Source organism: Kitasatospora sp. NPDC094015 (assembly GCF_040304075.1).
GTDB lineage: Bacteria > Actinomycetota > Actinomycetes > Streptomycetales > Streptomycetaceae > Kitasatospora.
The window spans coordinates 57,320-75,638 of the sequence record NZ_JBEOUL010000001.1 but is presented as its reverse complement, the minus strand read 5'-3'; the positions used below and the strand labels follow the sequence as shown (position 1 = coordinate 75,638).

17 protein-coding genes are annotated in these 18,319 nt (G+C 74.8%); 5 read left to right on the top strand and 12 right to left on the bottom strand.

Translation table 11 applies throughout. From position 1 onward, the window contains the following. The first annotated feature begins 130 nt into the window (after positions 1-130). Positions 131-769, top strand: coding sequence for a TetR/AcrR family transcriptional regulator (locus tag ABT014_RS00320; protein ID WP_350635176.1), 639 nt, complete (start codon positions 131-133; stop codon positions 767-769). Here the strand turns inward: ABT014_RS00320 and ABT014_RS00315 are convergent. The 7 genes from ABT014_RS00315 to ABT014_RS00285 all read right to left on the bottom strand — a co-directional run bounded on the left by ABT014_RS00315 (position 737) and on the right by ABT014_RS00285 (position 9,923). Further along, positions 737-1,999 (bottom strand): aminoglycoside phosphotransferase family protein, encoded by a 1,263-nt coding sequence (locus ABT014_RS00315; protein ID WP_350635174.1) that lies wholly within the window; start codon positions 1,997-1,999, stop codon positions 737-739. The genes ABT014_RS00320 and ABT014_RS00315 overlap by 33 nt on opposite strands. A 91-nt stretch (positions 2,000-2,090) precedes the next feature. Further along, positions 2,091-3,206: a nitric oxide synthase oxygenase gene (locus ABT014_RS00310; RefSeq protein ID WP_350635959.1), complete on the bottom strand. Its 1,116-nt coding sequence runs from the start codon at positions 3,204-3,206 to the stop codon at positions 2,091-2,093. A gap of 327 nt (positions 3,207-3,533) precedes the next feature. Next, entirely contained in the window at positions 3,534-4,505 is a 972-nt protein-coding gene (gene egtD / locus ABT014_RS00305; protein ID WP_350635172.1) for an L-histidine N(alpha)-methyltransferase, read from the bottom strand. Between the two features lie 157 nt (positions 4,506-4,662). Further along, positions 4,663-5,421: an ergothioneine biosynthesis protein EgtC gene (egtC, locus tag ABT014_RS00300; RefSeq protein WP_350635170.1), complete on the bottom strand. Its 759-nt coding sequence runs from the start codon at positions 5,419-5,421 to the stop codon at positions 4,663-4,665. Continuing rightward, on the bottom strand, positions 5,421-6,713 hold the full coding sequence (egtB, locus tag ABT014_RS00295) for an ergothioneine biosynthesis protein EgtB (protein WP_350635956.1): 1,293 nt from the start codon (positions 6,711-6,713) through the stop codon (positions 5,421-5,423). Before egtB ends, egtC begins: the two co-directional genes overlap by 1 nt. Positions 6,714-6,871: 158 nt before the next feature. Then, positions 6,872-8,557 carry an ergothioneine biosynthesis glutamate--cysteine ligase EgtA gene (gene egtA, locus ABT014_RS00290; RefSeq protein ID WP_350635168.1) on the bottom strand — a complete coding sequence of 562 codons (1,686 nt, stop codon included), beginning with the start codon at positions 8,555-8,557 and terminating at the stop codon, positions 6,872-6,874. Between the two features lie 133 nt (positions 8,558-8,690). Next, positions 8,691-9,923 carry an aminotransferase class I/II-fold pyridoxal phosphate-dependent enzyme gene (locus ABT014_RS00285; RefSeq protein WP_350635166.1) on the bottom strand — a complete coding sequence of 411 codons (1,233 nt, stop codon included), beginning with the start codon at positions 9,921-9,923 and terminating at the stop codon, positions 8,691-8,693. A gap of 291 nt (positions 9,924-10,214) precedes the next feature. On the opposite strand from ABT014_RS00285, the gene ABT014_RS00280 reads away from it, so the two are divergent. After that, positions 10,215-10,793 carry an antibiotic biosynthesis monooxygenase gene (locus tag ABT014_RS00280; RefSeq protein WP_350635164.1) on the top strand — a complete coding sequence of 193 codons (579 nt, stop codon included), beginning with the start codon at positions 10,215-10,217 and terminating at the stop codon, positions 10,791-10,793. 51 nt (positions 10,794-10,844) lie between these two features. Here ABT014_RS00280 and ABT014_RS00275 read toward each other — a convergent pair whose 3' ends face one another. Next, positions 10,845-11,774, bottom strand: coding sequence for a glycosyltransferase family 2 protein (locus ABT014_RS00275; RefSeq protein ID WP_350635162.1), 930 nt, complete (start codon positions 11,772-11,774; stop codon positions 10,845-10,847). A gap of 291 nt (positions 11,775-12,065) precedes the next feature. Between ABT014_RS00275 and ABT014_RS00270 the strand changes: the two genes are divergently transcribed. Continuing rightward, positions 12,066-13,028: a serine protein kinase RIO gene (locus ABT014_RS00270; protein ID WP_350635160.1), complete on the top strand. Its 963-nt coding sequence runs from the start codon at positions 12,066-12,068 to the stop codon at positions 13,026-13,028. A 12-nt stretch (positions 13,029-13,040) separates the two neighbouring features. On the opposite strand, the gene ABT014_RS00265 is transcribed toward ABT014_RS00270, so the two are convergent. Genes ABT014_RS00265 through ABT014_RS00255 form a run of 3 tightly spaced genes read right to left on the bottom strand, consistent with a single transcriptional unit; the run spans position 13,041 to position 13,756 of the window. Then, entirely contained in the window at positions 13,041-13,262 is a 222-nt protein-coding gene (locus tag ABT014_RS00265; protein WP_350635159.1) for a hypothetical protein, read from the bottom strand. Next, entirely contained in the window at positions 13,255-13,467 is a 213-nt protein-coding gene (locus tag ABT014_RS00260; RefSeq protein ID WP_350635157.1) for a hypothetical protein, read from the bottom strand. Before ABT014_RS00260 ends, ABT014_RS00265 begins: the two co-directional genes overlap by 8 nt. A gap of 52 nt (positions 13,468-13,519) precedes the next feature. Next, on the bottom strand, positions 13,520-13,756 hold the full coding sequence (locus ABT014_RS00255; RefSeq protein WP_350635155.1) for a hypothetical protein: 237 nt from the start codon (positions 13,754-13,756) through the stop codon (positions 13,520-13,522). A 99-nt stretch (positions 13,757-13,855) separates the two neighbouring features. Here ABT014_RS00255 and ABT014_RS00250 point away from each other — a divergent pair, with 99 nt between their 5' ends. Beyond that, positions 13,856-14,620: a GntR family transcriptional regulator gene (locus ABT014_RS00250; protein ID WP_350635153.1), complete on the top strand. Its 765-nt coding sequence runs from the start codon at positions 13,856-13,858 to the stop codon at positions 14,618-14,620. A 373-nt stretch (positions 14,621-14,993) separates the two neighbouring features. Continuing rightward, positions 14,994-17,000, top strand: a complete 2,007-nt coding sequence (locus ABT014_RS00245) for a glycoside hydrolase family 6 protein (protein WP_502894796.1) — start codon at positions 14,994-14,996, stop codon at positions 16,998-17,000. Between the two features lie 130 nt (positions 17,001-17,130). On the opposite strand, the gene ABT014_RS00240 is transcribed toward ABT014_RS00245, so the two are convergent. Further along, the gene (locus tag ABT014_RS00240) at positions 17,131-18,297 is read right to left on the bottom strand and encodes a winged helix DNA-binding domain-containing protein (protein WP_350635151.1); all 1,167 of its coding nucleotides are present in this window, start codon (positions 18,295-18,297) and stop codon (positions 17,131-17,133) included. Positions 18,298-18,319: the final 22 nt, after the last annotated feature.

Here is an 18,319-nt window from a genome sequence, read left to right as displayed (position 1 = left end):
GGCGGACACCTCGATAAACTAGCGGTGCAAGTTTTACCCGGACTCTAACCCGCCCGGCCCCCGCTGCAAAGGGGCCCTGCCAGAATGTCGCCCTGTCGGCCAATCGGCCTGTCGACCGGAGGAGGCGAGCATGGCCCGACCCCGCACACCCCTGCTGAGCCGCGGGCGCATCGTGGCCGCCGCGCTCGCGCTGATCGACGCGGAGGGCCTGGACGCGCTCTCCACCCGCCGCCTGGCCACCCTGCTCTCGGTCAGCGGGCCCTCGCTCTACAACCACTTCGGCACCAAGGACGAGCTGCTGGACGCGGTGGTGGACAGCGTGATGGGCGAGGTCGACCTGTCGATGTTCGAGCGGCCGGCGCCCTGGGGCGAGGCCCTGCGCGACTGGGCCCGCTCCTACCGGGCCGCGCTCGCCGCCCACCCGCACATCGTGCCGGTGCTCGCCCAGGGGCCCGGCCGCCGGCCCAACGCGCTCCGGCTGGCGGACGCCGTGTTCGGCTGCCTGGTCGAGGCCGGCTGGCCGCGCGGCCAGGCGACCAGGATCGGCGCGCTGATGCGGTACTTCATCACCGGCTCGGCGCTCGGCTCGTTCGCCGCCGGCTTCCCCGAGGACGCCAAGCTGTACGCCGCCGACTACCCGCACCTCGGCGAGGCCCACCTGCTGGCCGAGCATCAGCGCCGGATCGACGAGGGCGCCTTCGAGACCGGGCTCCAGGCGCTGCTGGACGGACTCGACCTACGCTTCCGGCGGCTCACCGCCACCGACTGAGGCGGCCAGCGCCGCCCGGATCTCGGCCGCCGGGTCGCCCGCGTGGTAGATCCGCTCACCGGGCTCGATGCCGTCGAGGAACTCCTGGTAGCGCAGCGCCAGATGCAGGTGGAGCAGGGGCCGGGCGAGCTCCAGCGCCCGGGCCGGGTCGGAGCCGGGGGCCAGCGCCGACCAGGCCGCCACCCACCGGGCCCGGACGTCCGCCCAGCGCCGCTCGGGCAGGAACGCGCGCGGGCGCAGCCCGTCGAAGGCCGGGTGGCCGTGACAGGCGTCGGAGAAGTCCAGCACCACCGTCCGGCCGTCGTGGTGGCGCCAGTTGCCGGGGTGGAAGTCGCCGTGCAGCAGCGTGTGCGGGAGCCCGCAGGCGGCCAACTCCTCGACCAGGGCGGGCAGTCGGCCGACCAGGTGGTGGGCCCGGGCCAGCTCGTCGGCGGTCAGCTCGGTCACCGCGCCGCTCGCCAGCAGCCGTTCGGCGCGCCGGGGGAGGGTGGCGGGCGAGCGGTCGGGCAGGTCCGGCGCCCCGGAACGCCCCCGGTGCTCCGGCGGCCCGGCCAGCCGCGCCTGGACCGCCGCCCACCGGTCGACCGCGTCGAGCATCGCGTCCTCGGGCACGCCCCAGCAGTCCTCCCCGGGGACGTCCGCCAGCAGGAGCCGGTACCGCCCGGCGGCCAGCACCGCCGGGACCAGGCCCTCGTCCACGGCGGCGACCGCGCGGCAGACCTCGGCCTCCGGGGCCCCGAACGCCGGCGTGGTCTTCAACCAGGCCGCGCCGCCCGTGATCGGGATCCTGAGCAGGCACGACAGGTTCCAGCTGCGGATCTGCTCGGGGTCGCCGGCCGGCGGCCGGCCGGCTCCGGCCAGCTCCCGGCGGGCCCAGTCGAGCGCGGCCCGCAGGCCGTCCGGGGTGGCCCAGGCGGCCCGCAGCGGATGCCCGTCCGGCTCGGGCCGTCCTGCCGCGCCTGCCGGGGTGGCGCCGAACTCCCGGCCGTCCGGGCGGCGCAGGGCTTCGGCGTGGTACGTGACGGACCCTCCGCGGTCGCCGTCGCCGCCCTCGGCGCGGACCAGCCGCAGCACCAGCACCGGCACCCGCAGCACCGCGCTCAGGTGCGCGGCCACCGGCCGTACGTCGTGCCGCCACGGGGTGGCCACCGGGAACGGGCCGACGGCTCCGAGGTGCTCGCCCCGCCAGGTCACGACGGCGGTGACCAGCCGTCCGGAATCAGCATGCATCCGGGCATTGTGCGCGGCGGGCCGGCCGCGCGTCACCCGGTTTCCGGCCGGGGCTGGTCGTCAGGGTGGGCAGGTCACCAGAGCGGCCGGGTCACCAGGGCGGGCGGGGCAGGAACGCGGGGCGCAGCTCCGGGTCGACCGGGTCGTAGTAGCGGTGGTAGACGGGCGTGAGACCGCCGGAGACCGGCGGCACGATCCAGCTCCAGTCCGCCGGGGTGGGCCGGCCGAGCCGTCTCTCCTGCGCGATGTGTCTCAGGAACCGCTCCGACTCGGTGTGGTGGTCCGCCATGGTGACCCCGGCCTCCTGGAAGGAGTGCAGCACCGCGACGTTGAGCTCGACCAGGGCGCGGTCCCGCCAGAGCGTCCGCTCGCTCGAGGTGTCCAGGCCGAGCCGTTCGGCGACCACCGCCAGCATGTCGTACCGGTCGGCGTCGGCCAGGTTGCGGGCGCCGATCTCGGTGCCCATGTACCAGCCGTTGAACGGCGCCGTCGGGTAGTGCACCCCGCCGATCTCCAGCGCCATGTCACTGATCGCGGGCACCGTGTACCAGCGCAGCCCGAGCGCGGCGAACCAGCCGTGCTCGGGGTGGCTCAGCCGCACCTCGGCGACGGCGTCGTCCGGGAGTTCGTACCACTGCGGCCGCGCCCACGGCCCCGACCGGACCAGCAGCGGCAGCACGTCGAACCGGCCGTCGCGGCCCTTCCAGCCCAACGCGCGCGCCTGCTCCGCCAGTTGGGCACCGGCCGGATCGCCCAGCAGACCGCCGTCCGGCTGCCGGTGCCCCGCGTACCGCACCAGCTGCTGGTTGAGCACCCGCGGCGCTGGCCGGCCGGGCAGGTCCGGGGCGAACACCGAGATCACCGGTCGGATCCGGCCGCCGTTGCCCGCCGTCCGCAGATGCTCGAAGCAGTGCTCGGCGATCTCGTCCGGGGAGTCGACGTGCCGCAGGTCGCGCACCACCAGGCTGCGCCAGTACAGCCGGCCGATGCAGCGCGCGGAGTTCCGCCAGGCGACCCGCGCGCCGAAGGCGAGCTCCTCCGGGGTGTGCCGGTAGCTGCCGGTGCGGTCGATCTCCGCCAGCACCTCGCGGATCCGCTGCTCCGGATCGACGGGGCCGGGCCGCTCGTGGTGGAACTGCCGGACGAAGGCCACCGCCTCGGCGGCCAACCGGGCCTGGGCGGAGTCCGGCGTGGTGGCGGGTGGCATTGTGGCGGCCGGTGGTGCGGGGGCCGGATCGGGCCGGTGCGGCTCGTACCGGTCGTGGGTGTGCGGGGCGCCGGGGCCGGGGTGGATGTAGGGGCAGACCCCGACGGGCGCGGGCTTCCGGGTACGAAGGCGACTGAAGATCAAGAGCACATCCCTCCTGACCACATGGGTACCGGAGGCGCGTTCCCGGCCGCAGGGAGTGGGCGATTCGGGCCCCGGGCCCGGTCGAACGGCGCTAGGGTGCGACGCCGGAGGGCGCCCGCCGTGATGACGGGCGCCCCGGCGCCGCACGTCCCCGCGCCGCGGCCGCTTCGTGGCGGGGAGGGGTCAGCGCGGAACGGCGAGCGACAGCCCGAACCGGCCCTGCTCGTCCGTCCACCACTCGGCCAGCTCCAGCCCGGCGGCCTCCAGCTCGTCGGCGACCCGGGCGTGCCGGAACTTCGCCGACACCTCGGTCCGCAGCTCCTCGCCCTCCTCGAAGTGCACCGCGAGGTCGAGGGCCTGGATCTTCACCGTCTGGGTGCGGGTCGAGCGCAGCCGCATCTCGATCCACTCCTGCCGGGCGTCCCAGAGCGCCACGTGCTCGAAGGTGCCCGGGTCGAAGTCGGCGTTCAGCTCGCGGTTGAGCACGTTCAGCACGTTCTTGTTGAAGGCTGCCGTCACCCCGGCCGCGTCGTCGTACGCGGCGACCAGCACCTTGGGGTCCTTCACCAGGTCGGTGCCCAGCAGCAGGGCGTCGCCCGGTGCCATCAGCTTGCGCAGCCCGGTCAGGAACTCGGCCCGCTCGGCCGGCAGCAGGTTGCCGAGCGTGCCGCCGAGGAACGCCAGCACCTTGGGGCCGGCGCCGGTCGGCAGGCCGCGCCCGTGGGTGAAGTCCGACAGCACGGCGTGTACCGACAGGCCCGGGTACTCCTTGGTCAGCGACTTCCCGGCCGCGTCCAGCGCGCTCTCGCTGACGTCCACCGGGATGTAGGTCTCCAGGGTGCCCAGCTCCTGCAGCGCGTCCAGCAGCAGCCGGGTCTTCTCGGAGGAGCCGGAGCCCAGTTCGACCAGCGTCCTCGCCCGGGTGATCGCGGCGATCGCGCGGCTGCGGCTGGTCAGGATCTCCCGCTCGGCCCGGGTGGGGTAGTACTCCGGCAGGCGGGTGATCTCCTCGAACAGCTCGCTGCCCGCCGCGTCGTAGAACCACTTGGGTGGGAGGGTCTTGGGACTCGCGGTCAGGCCGTGCTGCACGTCGTGGCGTAGCGCGTGGCTGAAGTGGTCGGCGGGCAGCTGCCTGGTCAGATCGTAGGAGCTCACGGTCGGTGGTCCTCTCAACTGGTCGTCCGGGGCCGGCCGGTGGGCCGGGCGGGCGAGCGGTATCCGGTTCGGCCTGGGTGGATCGGTGTGGCTCGGATGGTCGGTGGTGCGGGTGCTGTTGGTGGCATCAGTGGCTTTGGGTGGCCGCTGCGGCCGGTCAGCTGGGCCGGAGCGGGTGGACGTCGACGCCGTTGCGGTCGGCGATCAGCAGGGAGTGGTCCGGTACCGGGATCCACCCCGGGCCGTCGTCGCCGGGCTCGGAGACGACCAGCACCGAGGCGCCGTCCGTCCCGGTGCCCCCGGTGCGGTGGAACAGGGTGTCGCCCCAGGTGGTCGCCGCGATCGACGTGCCGTCGGTCAGCAACAGGTTGAGCCGTGCCTCGCCGCACGCGGCCAGCGTCCGTACGGTGTCGGCCAGCGCGTCGCCCGGTGCGGCGCCGGCCCGTAGCCGGTGCAGCACCAGGGCCCACACCAGCGCCGAGTCGGTACGTGCCTCCAGCGCGAGCAGTTCGGCGGGCGGCAGCGCGGCGGCGGCCTTGTCGTACCGCTCGGGCCAGCCGGGCAGTGCGCCGTTGTGGCTGAACAGCCACGGCCCGGCCGCGAACGGGGCCGCCGCGTTCTCCCCGTCCGCGCAGCCCTCGGTGGCCGAGCGGACGGCGGCCAGCAGCGCCCGGGTGCGCACCACCCGGGCCAGGTCGGCGAACGACCGGTCGGCCCAGATCGGCCCGGACCGCCGGTACCGGGCGGGCACCTCGTCGCCGTCCGCGTACCAGCCGACCCCGAACCCGTCCACGTTCACCGTGCCGTAGCGCTGCGAACGCGGCGCCCAGGACTGCCGGTAGAGCCCGAACGGCGGCTCCACCAGCAGCTGCCCGATCGGTACGGCGTCGCCCAGATAGGCGAGATGGCGGCACATCAGGCGTCCTCGGCGGAGCGGGCGGTGCGGAACCCGGCGAAGATCTGCCGCCGGATCGGATAGTCCCAGTTGCGGAAGGTGCCCCGGCAGGCGACCGGCGCCACCGCGAACGAGCCGCCGCGCAGCACCTTGTACTCCGGCCCGAAGAACACCTCCGAGTACTCCTTGTACGGCCACGCCCGGAAGCCCGGGTACGGCAGGAAGTCGCTGGCCGTCCACTCCCACACGTCGCCCATCAACTGCCTTACGCCGTACGCCGAACCGCCCTCGGGGTAGCTGCCCACCGGCGCCGGCTGGAGGTGCCGCTGCCCCAGGTTGGCGTGTTCGGGGCCGGGGGAGGCGTCGCCCCACGGGAAGCGGCGGGAGCGTCCGGTCGCCGGATCGTGGCGGGCGGCCTTCTCCCACTCCGCCTCGGTCGGCAGCCGCCGACCGGCCCAGCGCGCGTAGGCGTCCGCCTCGTACCAACTGACATGCAGCACCGGCTCGTCCGGCGGCACCGGCTCCACCGCGCCGAACCTGCGGCGCAGCCACTGGCCGCCCTCGCTGGTCCAGAACAGCGGCGCGGACAGGTCGGCGCGCTGCCGGTGCTCCCAGCCCTCGGGCGTCCACCAGCGGGGTTCGTGGTACCCGCCGTCGGCGATGAACCGCAGGTAGTCGCCGTTGCTCACCGGCGTGGTGTCCAGCCGGAAGGCCGGGACGTCGACCTGGTGGGCGGGGCGCTCGTTGTCCAGCGCCCACGGCTCGGTGTCGGTGCCCATGGTGAACGGGCCCGCCGGGATCAGCACCTCCGCCGGCAGCAGCTCGGCGCCGGCCGGTGCGGGCGGGGGCGGGGCGGTCAGCGCCACCGGGCCGCGGCGCAGCTGGTGGGTGATCAGCATGGTCTCGTCGTGCTGCTGCTCGTGCTGGGCGATCAGGCCGAAGGCGAAGCCGTCGTCGAGCAGCAGGGTGCCCTCCAGCGGGCTGGCGGCGAGCAGGTCGAGCACCCGGCCGCGGACCTCGTGCGCGTACGCCCGCGCCTCGGCGGGCGGCAGCAGGGGGAGGGTCGGCCGCTCGGAACGCGGGTGCTCGAAGGCGTCGTACAGCGGGTCGATCTCGGGGTGCATGGGGTCGCGCCCGCCGACGTTGCGCAGCAGCCACAGTTCCTCCTGGTTGCCGATGTGCGCGAGGTCCCAGACCAGCGGCGACATCAGCGGGGAGTGCTGGGCGGTGAGGTCGTGGTCCTCGACGCAGTCGGTCAGCCGGGCGGTGCGCTCGCGGGCGGCGATCAGCTGGTCGGCGATCAGCTCGCGCAGCGCGGCGGCGGAGGGGGCGGCGGGGGGCGGGGGCGGCGGCGTTGTGGCGGGGGTGGCCTGGGCGCCCGGGGCGCCGGGTCCGGCGGCCGCGCGGGCGCCGGCGCGGGTGTTGGTGCGGGCGCCGGTGCGGGTGGTCGACGGTTCGGGCCGGTCGGTGTTCAGCACGGTGCGGCCTCCTCGGGTACGGGGCGGGCGCCCGCTCGCAGGGTGTCCAGCTGGTCGTCGGCGGGGCAGCGGCCGCGCGCCGGATAGCGCTCGGCGAAGGCGGTCAGGCGTTCGCGCAGGAGCTCGGCGCCCGCACCCCGGGACAGCGCGCGCTCGGCGGCGCCGAAGCAGGCGAGCGCGGCCCGGCGCAGCTCGGGGTCGGTCATGCCCAGAACGGCGGCCCGCTGCCACAGCGCGTTGCGGGGGGCGTTCGCGATGAAGTCGGCGCGGGCGGTGCCGCGGGCGTTCACGGAGCGGCGCATGTTCACGGCGCGGTCACCATTCACGGTGCGGCCGGCATTCACGGCTCGGTCACCGTTCACGGCTGCGCCAGCGTTCACAGATCGGTCAGCGTTCACGGCCGCGCCAGCGTTCACGCCTCGGTCACCATTCATGCCTTGGTCACCGTTCACGGATCCGCCGTCGTTCACGGTCGGGTGAATGGTCGCGCTCGTGTGAACGGTCCCGGGCTCGGAACCATTCACGCCAGCGTGAATGTTCACCCCGTCGCGAGCGCCCGCCCCACCGTGAGCATTCACCCCGGCGCCGACGTTCACCTTGTCGTGAGCGTTCACGCCACCGTGAATGTTCGCGCCACCGCGAGCGTCGACCCCCGCCACCGCGTGCAGCCGCTCGAGCGCCTCGAGCGCCTCGTCGGCCGCCACCGGGTCGTCCAGCAGCGCGCTGACGAGCGCCAGCGGGGTGAGCCAGCCGTCACCCGGCTGGGCGTCCAGCATCCGCAGCTCCATGTGCCCGCGCGGCCGTACCGGCGGGAACAGCGTGGTGCGGTGGTAGTCCAGGTCCGCCAGCGTGGCCGGCCGCTCGCCCGCCCCGCGCAGCCAGTCCCGGAAGGTCAGTCCGGTCGGCGCCGTCCACGGCAGCCCGTCCCGCCGCTGCACGCACAGCACCCTGGCGTCCAGCACGTACCGCGCCCAGGCCGTGCGCGGGTCGCCGTCACCGTTCGGCCGCGGCGCGAGCGTGCGGCTCGGGTCCATCCGCGACCACACCATCTGCCGGGTCGACCGGTAGCCGGTCGGGCGGCCGTCCAGCAGGGGCGAGTTGGCGAACGCCGCCACCAGCACCGGCCCGAGCAGGTGCACCAGCCGCCAGCGCGCCGCCAGCGACTGCGCGCCGCCCGCCGTCCCCGCATCCACACTGACCTGCACCGACGCGGTGCCGCACATCATGATCCGGCCCCACGGCCCGGCCTGGTCGAAGTACTTCTCCATCGCCACGTACCGGGGGTGGGCCAGCTGCATCCGGCGCTCGCGGGCCAGCGGATCGGTGCCGCTCCCGGTGAGGCACAGGCCCTGGGTGGCGTACGCGGCGCGGAGGGCCGCCTGGTCCCGCAGCAGATCGGTCGCGCAGCGGGCTGCGCCTTCGGCGGGCGGGGAGCTGAGCTCGACCTGTCCGCCGGGTTCGTGGGTGAGGGTGGCGCCGGCCGGGAGCCGGGGGTCCTCGGGGTGGCCGGGAAGCGTCGCGATCGCGGCGGCTGCCCGGGCCGGGTCGACCGGGGTGTCGGGACATCGGGAGTCATGCACGAACCACTCCGTCTCGACCCCGATCAGCCGCGGAGGCCCGATCTTGAAGCAGATCCCGGCCAGGTGTTCCTCGGCCGATGCCTCGGTCAGTGGGGTCACGCTCGGTGGCGGTTCCTGCTGTGCCGTTGCCTGGTGCGGACGTGCTGGTATCACCGGACTCACCATCCCTCGGTTCGCGACTCGCGCCCGGTTCTTCCTGCTCAGTCTGCAACGTGGCAAACCTTGCCGCCGCTCAGAGTCCTTCGGCGCTGGTCAGCCGGGTGAGCGCGAGCCGCAGCCGGGCCAGCGGCAGCGCGTAGTTGAGCCGGAGGCGGCCGTGCCCGGCGGCGCCGAAGTCGGATCCGTCCGCCAGTTCGACATCACGCTGGGTGAGCAGCGCCGCGCGCGTCCGATCGGGTGGCAGGTCGGCGGCGAGCCCGGCGCGCCGGCCCAGTGCGGCCGCGTCCAGCCACAGCAGGTACGAGGCCTGCGGCCGGGCCAGTACCGCACCGCCGTGCCCGCCGCCCCCGCCGTCCCCGTCGCCGAGGGCGGTCAGCGCCAGGTCCCGGGCTGCCACCAGGTGTCTCAGCAGCCCCTCCAGCCACTCCTCGCCCTCCGCCAGGGCCGCCCGCTGCGCCACCTGTTCCAGCAGGCCGCCCTCCCACAGGCCGTATCCGGCCATCACCGCAACCAGCCGCTCCCGCAGCCGCTCGTCCGGGACCAGCGCGAAGCAGCTCGGGATGCCCGAAGTGTTGAACGTCTTGCCGACCGAGTTGAGCGTCACCGTGCAGCGGACCGCCTCGGCCGACCCACCGCCGGCGCTCGCCCCGCGCCCCGCGCCGGGCCCCGCACCCGCCGCCACCGCGACGGCCACCGGGTGCCGGGCACCCGCGTCGGGATGGACCAGGTCGCCGTGGACCTCGTCCGAGATCAGCAACCCGCCGCACTGCGCCGCGAGTTCGGCCAGCGCCCGGATCTCCGCCGCCTGCCACAGCCGCCCGGACGGGTTGTGCGGGCTGCTCACCAGCACCGCCCCCGGCCGCAGCCGGGTGAACTCCGCCAGCGGCAGCCGGTAGCCGTCCTCGGTCGGGATCAACGGCACCTCCCGGTACGGCAGCCCGGCGGCCCGGCAGACCGGCCCGAACCCGCCCCACTCCGGCGACCCGAACACCACCGGACCGCGCGGCGCCGCGGCCTCCAGCAGCAGCCGGACGGCGGTCCGCGGCCCGAACGGCAGCAGCAGCACCCAGTCCGGGTCCACCTCCACCCCGTGCCGGCGCCGGTACCACGCGGCCACCAGCTGCCGCCCACCCGGATCGCACACCGTGTACCCGAAGGCGCGGTGCCCCGCGCGGGCAGCCAGCGCCGCACCCACGGCCGGCGGACCGGACAGGTCCATGTCCGCCAGGCCGAGCGCGATCCGCCCCGTCCCGGCTCGGGCCCACTTGCTGCTCCCCGTCCCGCTGCGGTCGAACGCCTCGAACACGGCTGCTCCCTCCCGTCACCAGGCCCGTCCCTGCACGGTACGGCCCTGCACAGCCCGCCCGGCCCACGCTACGGCGCTCCGCCGCGGCGGAGCCCGAGCAGCGCCGCAGCCACCCGCTGCCTGCTACCCGCGACCCGCCACCGACCGTAGCCACCCGAACGGGCTGCGGCACCCGGCGGACTCGCTCCCCGGACGGCTCCGACGCAGGCCGCCCCGACCCCGTAGCCTGCCCGCCAGGAGCGACCGGACGCCTACGACCGGGCGCCCGCGAGCGAATGGGGGGAGAGCGGCATGGCGGTGGCGCAGGGCGTCGAGAGCGCGGCGGACGAGCAGGGCGAGGAGGTCACGCTGTTCGTGGCCCGGCGGGTCGACCCCGGGCATGAGGAGTCCTTCGAGTCCTGGGCCGCGGGCATCCTCGGTGCCGCCGCCGACCACCCGGGCAACCTGGGCACCGGGCTGCTCCGTCCGGCCGCCGCGGGCGATCCGTGGCACCTGCTGCTGCACTTCCGCGACGCCGAGGCGTTCCGCGCCTGGCAGGCCTCACCCGCCCGGGCGGCCTGCTTCGCCCGGGTGGACGGTCACCACGTGGAGGTCGCCCGACGCGAACTCCACGGCATGGAAGGCTGGTTCGCGACCACCCCGACCGGGGCCCGGCGCACCCCGCCGGCCCGCTGGAAGATGGCAGTGGCCTCCACGGTGGCGATCGCCCCGCTGACCCTGACCGCGAACCTGCTGCTCACCCCGCACCTGGCCGGCCTGCCGGTGGTCCTGCGCACCCTGCTGCTCGCGCCGCTGATCAGCACATTGATGACCTACCTCGCCCTGCCCGCCGTCACCCGGCTGCTCCGCCGCTGGCTGTTCCCGGCCTGAGCGGGCCCGGCGGCCCGGCGGCCGGCGCGGCCGACCAGGCCAGGAACCAGCTCAGACGATCGGAGGCCGGCCCGCCCGGGTCAGGCGCCACACCGTCCGCCAGCTCATCGGCCGGCGCTCCGACCGGTCCCCGCGCAACCCCTCGGCCAGGCCGCGGTACCAGACCCCGAGATTCCCGGAGGACCGGAACCGCCAGCTGCTGATCACCGTCCAGACGCCGAGGTACACCGGGACCAGCGGGAGCGGCAGCAGCCGCCGGGCGACCCAGACCCGGTTGCGCGCCACCATCCGGTAGTACGGCCCGTGCCGGGCGGGATCGGTCGCGGGGTGGTGCACCCGGACGTCCGCCGCGTACCAGCCGATCCGGCCCGCGTCCCAGAGGTGCCAGGCGAGCCAGATGCCCTCGTGGAACAGGAAGAAGTGGCCGGGCCAGCCGCCGACGGCCTCGAAATCGGCCCGGCGGACGAGCACGATTCCCTCGGCCATCACGGTGACGACGCCGGGCCTGGCCGCGTCCTTCGACCGGAGCCGCGGCACCCACCGACCGAGCGTGGTGCCGGTGGCGGGGTCCATGATCCGGGGCTGGACGTAGGCGGCGAGCGGATGCCGTTCGAACTCGGCGGCGAGCCGGGCGAGCGTGTCCGGAGCCGGCAGCACGGCGTCGTTGTCGAAGAACAGGATGAACTCGCCCGCACCGGCGCCCGCACCGGCTTCAGCGCCCATGCCGCCGAACGCCTCCGCGCCGACGTTACGGCCGCCGGGGATGCCCAGGTTCTCCGGCAGCGACACCGCCTCGACCCCCGGTGGGACCAGGTCCGGCACGCAGCCGTTGCCGACGATCACCACCCGGAGATCCACCTCGCGCTGCGCGTGCAACGAGTCCACGGCCGCACGGAGTTCGGCGGCCCGGTCGTTCATCGTGAGCAGTACCGCGTCGATGCTCGGCCTGCGGGGGATGTCCACGGCTCCGGTCCTCGGCATACGGCCATCCAACCGCATGGCCGCCGGGGATCCGGCCTCGCCGGACGGCTTCAGCGCGGCGGTCGCGAATAAATGGGTTGCGCCGTGGGGCCGGGCGGCTAGGGTACTGACGTTCTCGCGGATCCTGTGCGAGGGCCCGATGTCGAGGAGGTGTGTCCGGATGGTTGCCGCCGTGTCGCGGCGCGCCTTGGTGTGCGCGCCATACGCCCTCCTCGTACGTCATCTCCCCACCGGCTGACAGCGCGTCGTACCGGACGCGCCCCGGTGGGCCACTCCTCAGGAGCCACCGCAGTGCGCGAGCGCTTTGCCGACAGCGATTCCTTCTCCCGTATCCGCCCCAAGGGCGGGGCCCGGCGCGGCCGCCGGTCCGACCGGTTCGACGACTACGAACCCGAGTACTTCCCCTCCGAGCAGGCCGAACTCCCGGAGGAATCGGACGACTTCGCGACCGCCCCGGTGACCGACGGCCCCGCCGAGGGCGACCGCTGGTCCACCTGGGACCGGTCCACCCCCACCGAGAAGGGGCCCGAGCCGCGCCCCGACTGGGTGGTGACCGAACTGGCCGCCGTGGACACCGAACTCGGCATCGTGAAGACCGGCAAGGAGGCCGACGTCTTCCTGCTGGAACGCGCGGTGCCGGGCACCGAGCGGCGCACGCTGATGGCCGCGAAGCGCTACCGGGACGCCCAGCACCGCATGTTCCACCGCGACTCCGGCTACCTGGAGGGCCGCCAGCACAAGGAGTCCCGGGTGTCCCGCGCGATGGCCAAGCGCACCGCGTTCGGCAAGGAGGCGATCGCCGGGCAGTGGGCGGCGGCCGAGTTCGGGGCGCTGTGCCGGCTCTGGTCGGCCGGGGTCGCCGTCCCGTACCCGGTGCAGATCACCGGGACCGAGATCCTGATGGAGTTCGTCGGTGACACGGGTGGCGCCGCCGCGCCCCGGCTGGCCCAACTCCGCGCCGAGGAGGCCGATATCGAGGACCTCTGGGAGCAGCTCGGCCGGAGCCTCTCGCTGTTCGCGGTCGGCGGGTACGCGCACGGCGACCTGTCCGCCTACAACATCCTGGTCCACCGGGGACGGCTGGTGATCATCGATGTGCCGCAGATCGTGGACGTGATCGCCAACCCGCGCGGACTCTCCTTCCTGGAGCGGGACGTGCGCAACGTCGGTGCCTGGTTCGCCTCCCGTGGCCTGCCCGAGAAGCGGGTCGAGGAACTGGTCGAGTCACTCGCGGCCGACGCCCGCCTGCGCTGACCCGTCCGGTCCCTACCGGCCCCGCCCGGGCCGCTGCAAGGGCCCCCGCCCGGCGGGGCCGGCCGGGGCCGGGCAGCGCAGGTGCTGGTCGACCGCCTCGGCCCGGTCGTTGATCGCGCGGACCGGGCGGCCGAGCACGTAGTCGCGACAGTCTACGCAGTACCCCATGGTCCGTTCGGTGGGCGCCCGTTCGGCCACGGCGGCCGGCCCCGTGGCGCTGCTCGGTTCAGCCACGGGCCCGCCCCTCGTCGACGTACCGGCGGGCCCGGATCCACTGTTCGGCGCTGCCCTGGAGCGAGTAGCGCTCCAGCTCGCCGGCGGTCTCCACCCATGCGCCGCCGTGGTGGAGGTCGCGGATGCCCCAGAGCACCCGGCCCAGGGCGTCGGGCGGGAACCGGTCGACCTGATAGCGGCCAGGCTTCCAGCGGTGCTCGGTCATGGCGCGCCGCCGGGGCCGGATCCCGTTGCGGGGCAGGGGAGTTGGCGGGTGGTCACAGGTCCTCCTGGATCTCGACCCAGATCTGGGTCAGCCCTGCGGCGCCGGACGCGCCCCAGCGGTCGGCCACCGTGATGGCGCCGAGGATGTCGGCCCACCGCTCGGGGCCGCAGTCGGCGGGGACGGGTGCGCTGATCCGCAGGCCCGCTTCGGTGCGGTGCGCGGCGGCCGGCTCCCCGGTGGCCCGTTCGATGGCACTCCGCAGAGCGGCCGCGCGCGCACTGATCTGCACCGAGCTCCCCTATAGGTACGGTTGAACAGTATCGATACAGTACCCCCACCCGCGCTACCGTGTCACCCAGGTCATACCGATGCAGTAGAGAGGGACTCCGTGACGGACACCCCGCCGTACCTCCGCATCGCGGACGAGCTGCGCGCCCGGATCGTCGATGGTGGGGTGGTGGCAGGCGAACGCCTCCCGTCGATCAGCGAACTGGCCGACGAGTACGGCTACTCGGGCGGGGTCGCCCAGCGGGCGTACGGCATCCTGATCGAGGAGAACCTGGTGGTGGCGAAGCCCGGCGCCGGCTACTTCGTCCAGTCGCAGGAGCCGCCGACGTTCCTGGTGCGGCATCAGCGGGTCGGCCCGGGGCGGGGATCGCCCATCCGGGCGATGCTCGCCGAGCAGGGGGTGGAGGCGACCCGCCGCACCGAGTCCTCGACGGCCAGGGCGGACGCGGCGATCGCCGCCCGGCTCGGCATCGCGGTCGGCGAGCCGGTGGTGCACACCGGGTACGTCCATCTCGCCGACGGGGTGCCGGTGCAGCTCACCGAGTCGTGGGAGCCGATGTCCGTCACCGGGAACAGCCTGATCGTCCTCCCGGAGGCCGGCCCGCACGGCGGTATCGGCATCGCCGACCGGATGGCCGTGATCGGGATCGAGGTCGGCCTCCCGGTCGAGCGGGTGAGCGCCCGTCAGGCCACCCGCCAGGAGGCGCAGAAACTCGCGGTCCAGCCCGGGGTGGTGGTGCTGGCCGTCGAGCGCACCCACTACGACCAGGCCACCGGTCGGCCGGTGGAGACCGCCGACATCCTGCTGCTCGGCTCGCGCTGGGTCGTCGAGTACGGCCGCCGGCCCGAGCCCGCCGGGTCCTGACGCCGAAGCCGGAACCCACCCGGGCTCCCGGGTCCGGCAACGGGCCCGGCCGGCGGGGCTGGCGGGTGTGGCCGGCACGGGCGGCGGGAGCGCTCCCACTCCAGACCCCGCCTTCACCTTCCGAACTCTGCCGCACCGCTTGACGGTTGACCGCGTGCATGGCTTGATAAGCGATGAGCTCAGAACCCCCGCCCGGAACGGGCGAGTTCTGGCTGCGCCGCCGCGATCGCCGGCCCGGTCCACACTCCGCACGACGCCGGATCGCACGAACGCACGATGGGAGCGCTCCCACTTCGCACCACCGGCTCCCACCGCCGGCACCACCCCCGCACCGCACGTCAGGATCCACCCCCCCACCCGAAGGGATCCCCAAGTGCCATCCCCTCTCCTGCGCATACTCCGCGCCGCCCTCGCCGTCACGGCCGTCACCGCCGCCGGTGTCCTGCCCGCGGCCGCCGCCCAGCCGGACCGACCCGCCACCTCCGCAGCCGGATCGGCCCAGGCCGTGGACGCGGCCCGGGTCGACAACCCGTACGCGGGCGCCGGTGTCTACGTGAACCCCGAGTGGTCCGCCCACGCGGCGGCCGAGCCCGGCGGAAGCGCGGTGGCGGGCCAGCCCACCGCCGTCTGGCTGGACCGGATCGCCGCCATCCAGGGCGGTCCGGGCGCGATGGGGCTGCGCGCCCACCTGGACGCCGCCGTCACCCAGGCGGCCGGCCGGCCGTTCGTCGTCCAGCTGGTGATCTACGACCTGCCGGGCCGGGACTGCGCCGCCCTGGCTTCGAACGGTGAACTCGGGCCGACCGAACTCGGCCGCTACAAGAGCGAGTTCATCGACCCGATCGCCGCCGCGCTGGCCGACCCGGCGTACGCCGGACTGCGGATCGTCAACACCATCGAGATCGACTCGCTGCCCAACCTGGTGACCAACGCCGGCGGCACCGCGACCGCGACGCCGCAGTGCGACACCATGAAGGCGAACGGCAACTACGTCAACGGCGTCGGCTACGCGCTCGCCAAGCTCGGCGCCGTGCCCAACGTCTACAACTACATCGACGCCGGACACCACGGCTGGCTCGGCTGGGACTCCAACCTCGACCCGTCCGTCCAGCTCCTGCACCAGGCGGCCACCTCCTCCGGCAGCACGGTCGCGAACGTCCAGGGCTTCGTCGTCAACACCGCCAACTACTCGGCGCTCAAGGAGCCGAACTTCACCATCGACGACTCCGTCAACGGCACCTCCGTGCGGCAGAGCAAGTGGGTCGACTGGAACCGGTACGTCGACGAGCTCTCCTACGCCCAGGCCTTCCGGCAGCGGGCGGTCGCGGCCGGCTTCGACGCCGGTGTCGGGATGCTGATCGACACCTCCCGCAACGGCTGGGGCGGCTCCGCGCGGCCCGCCGGACCGGGGGCGCGTACCAGCGTGGACAGTTACGTCGACGGCGGCCGGATCGACCGCCGGTTCCAGTCCGGCAACTGGTGCAACCAGTCCGGCGCCGGGCTCGGCGAGCGGCCCGCGGCGGCCCCGCAGCCCGGGGTCGACGCGTACGTGTGGGTGAAGCCGCCGGGTGAGTCGGACGGCGCCAGCTCGCAGATCGCCAACGACGAAGGCAAGGGCTTCGACCGGATGTGCGACCCGACCTACACCGGCAACGCCCGCAACGGCAACCAGATGTCCGGCGCGCTGCCGAACTCCCCGCTGGCCGGGCACTGGTTCTCGGCCCAGTTCCAGGAGTTGCTGCGCAACGCCTACCCGCCCCTGGGCGGCAGCGGCGGCGGCGACACCACCGCGCCGACCGCCCCCACCGCGCTGCGCTCGACGGCGGTCACCTCCTCGGGCGTGTCGCTGGCCTGGGCGGCCGCCACCGACAACGTCGGCGTCACCGGCTACGACGTCTACCGGGGCGGCGTGCAGATCGGCTCGACCACGGGCACCTCGTACGCCGACAGCGGGCTGACCGCCTCGACGGCGTACAGCTACGCGGTGCGGGCCCGGGACGCGGCGGGCAACGCCTCGGCGCTCTCGACGGCCCTGGTGGTGAGTACGAGCGCGGGCAGCGGCGGGGGCGGCGGCAACGCGGGCTGCGCGGCGACCTACACCGTCAGCAGCGACTGGGGTGCGGGCTTCAACGCCGATGTCACCGTCACCAACACCGGCTCCGCGGCCACCACTTCCTGGAAGGTCACCTGGACCTGGGCCGGGAACCAGCAGGTCACCAACCTCTGGAACGGCGGCCTGACCCAGGCCGGCCGGGCGGTCACCGTGGTCAACGCCGGGTACAACGGCGCGCTGGCGCCGGGCGGCACGGCGGGCTTCGGCTTCGGGGCGTCCTACTCGGGCGCCAACCCGGCCCCGACGCTCACCTGCACGGCCGGCTGACCGGCTGACCGGCCACGCGGCCGCTGCGCCGTACGGGTGAAACGGCCCGGCTCCGCTCCGGCGGGGCCGGGCTCCCGCACGCGACCGACCGCCCGCGACCGACCGCCCGCGACCGCCCGGCCCCGGCGCCTCAGGCCGACAGCCGGCGCTCCAGCGGGGTGCGGAACCGCGGCGTGATCCGGGTCGCGCCGACCCAGTCCTGCAGCCGGGCGGCCTCGGTGCCGATCGCCGACTCCGCCTCCCGGCCGACCTGCTCCAGCAGTTCCCAGCGGATCTCGCCGTCCGCCCGCTGCGCCCAGCCGCCGACGATCCGGCCGTCCACCCACACCGTCGGGCCGATGTTCCCGGAGCGGTCGAAGAGTTCGGCCACGTGCGCGTCGGGCAGGAACCAGTCCCGGTACCTGGTCCCCATCGGTGCGGGGTCGAGCCCGGGGAGCAGCGCGACCCACGGCGCGGGCCCGTCCACCTCCCCGGTGTCCCCGGGCAGCACGAAGCCCTCGCCCTCGGTGAGCGCGACCGCCACCGCGTCGCAGGCGGCGAGCGCCGCCCGGACCTCGCGCAGCCCCCAGCCGGTCCACCAGCGCAGGTCCTCCACGGTGGCCGGGCCGTACGTGGCGAGCCAGTGCGCGGCCAGCGCGGCCTGCGCCCCGGCGACCGGGGCCTCGGGGTACGGCGGGTGGGGCGCCCACTGGTGCTGGCCGCTGGTCCAGCCGCCCAGCGGGCGGCGGCGGACGATCGTGCCCTCCATCCCGAGCACCCGCAGCAGCCGCACCCCGACGGTCTGGGTCGCCTGGTACGGCTTGCCCACCGCCACCTCGATGCCCTCGCGCAGCCCCGGGACCAGCTGGCCGAGCCGGGCGCCGGACGCCTCGCCGGCCGCCGCGAGCGCGGTCAGCACCTCCCGCTCCACGCCGGCCAGCCAGTCGGTGTCGAAACCGCCCCGGGCCGCGAACTCGGTGAGCCCGCGGCGCTCCTTGGCGGCCACCTTGCGGGTGGTGGACGCCTGCACGGTGGCCGCCAGGCCGGCCGGCACCACGAACAGGGTGTGCCGCATGCCGTGCATCCGCACCAGCGTGCCGTCCTGGTACAGCGCCCGCTCCACGGCGGCCACCGGGTCCGGTTCCGCCAGGCGCGCGGCCGCCGACAGGAAGACGCTGGCCGGGTCGCTCGCGTGCAGCGCGACCACGGCCTGCGCCACCCGTTCGGGGGTGTCCGCCCGGTGCGCCGGCGCCAGCAACTGCCGTACCCCCAGCCGGGTCCGGCGCTGCGCGTCGTCGATGGTCGGCCGAGCGGTCACCGGTTCCTCCAGGGGCTCGTGA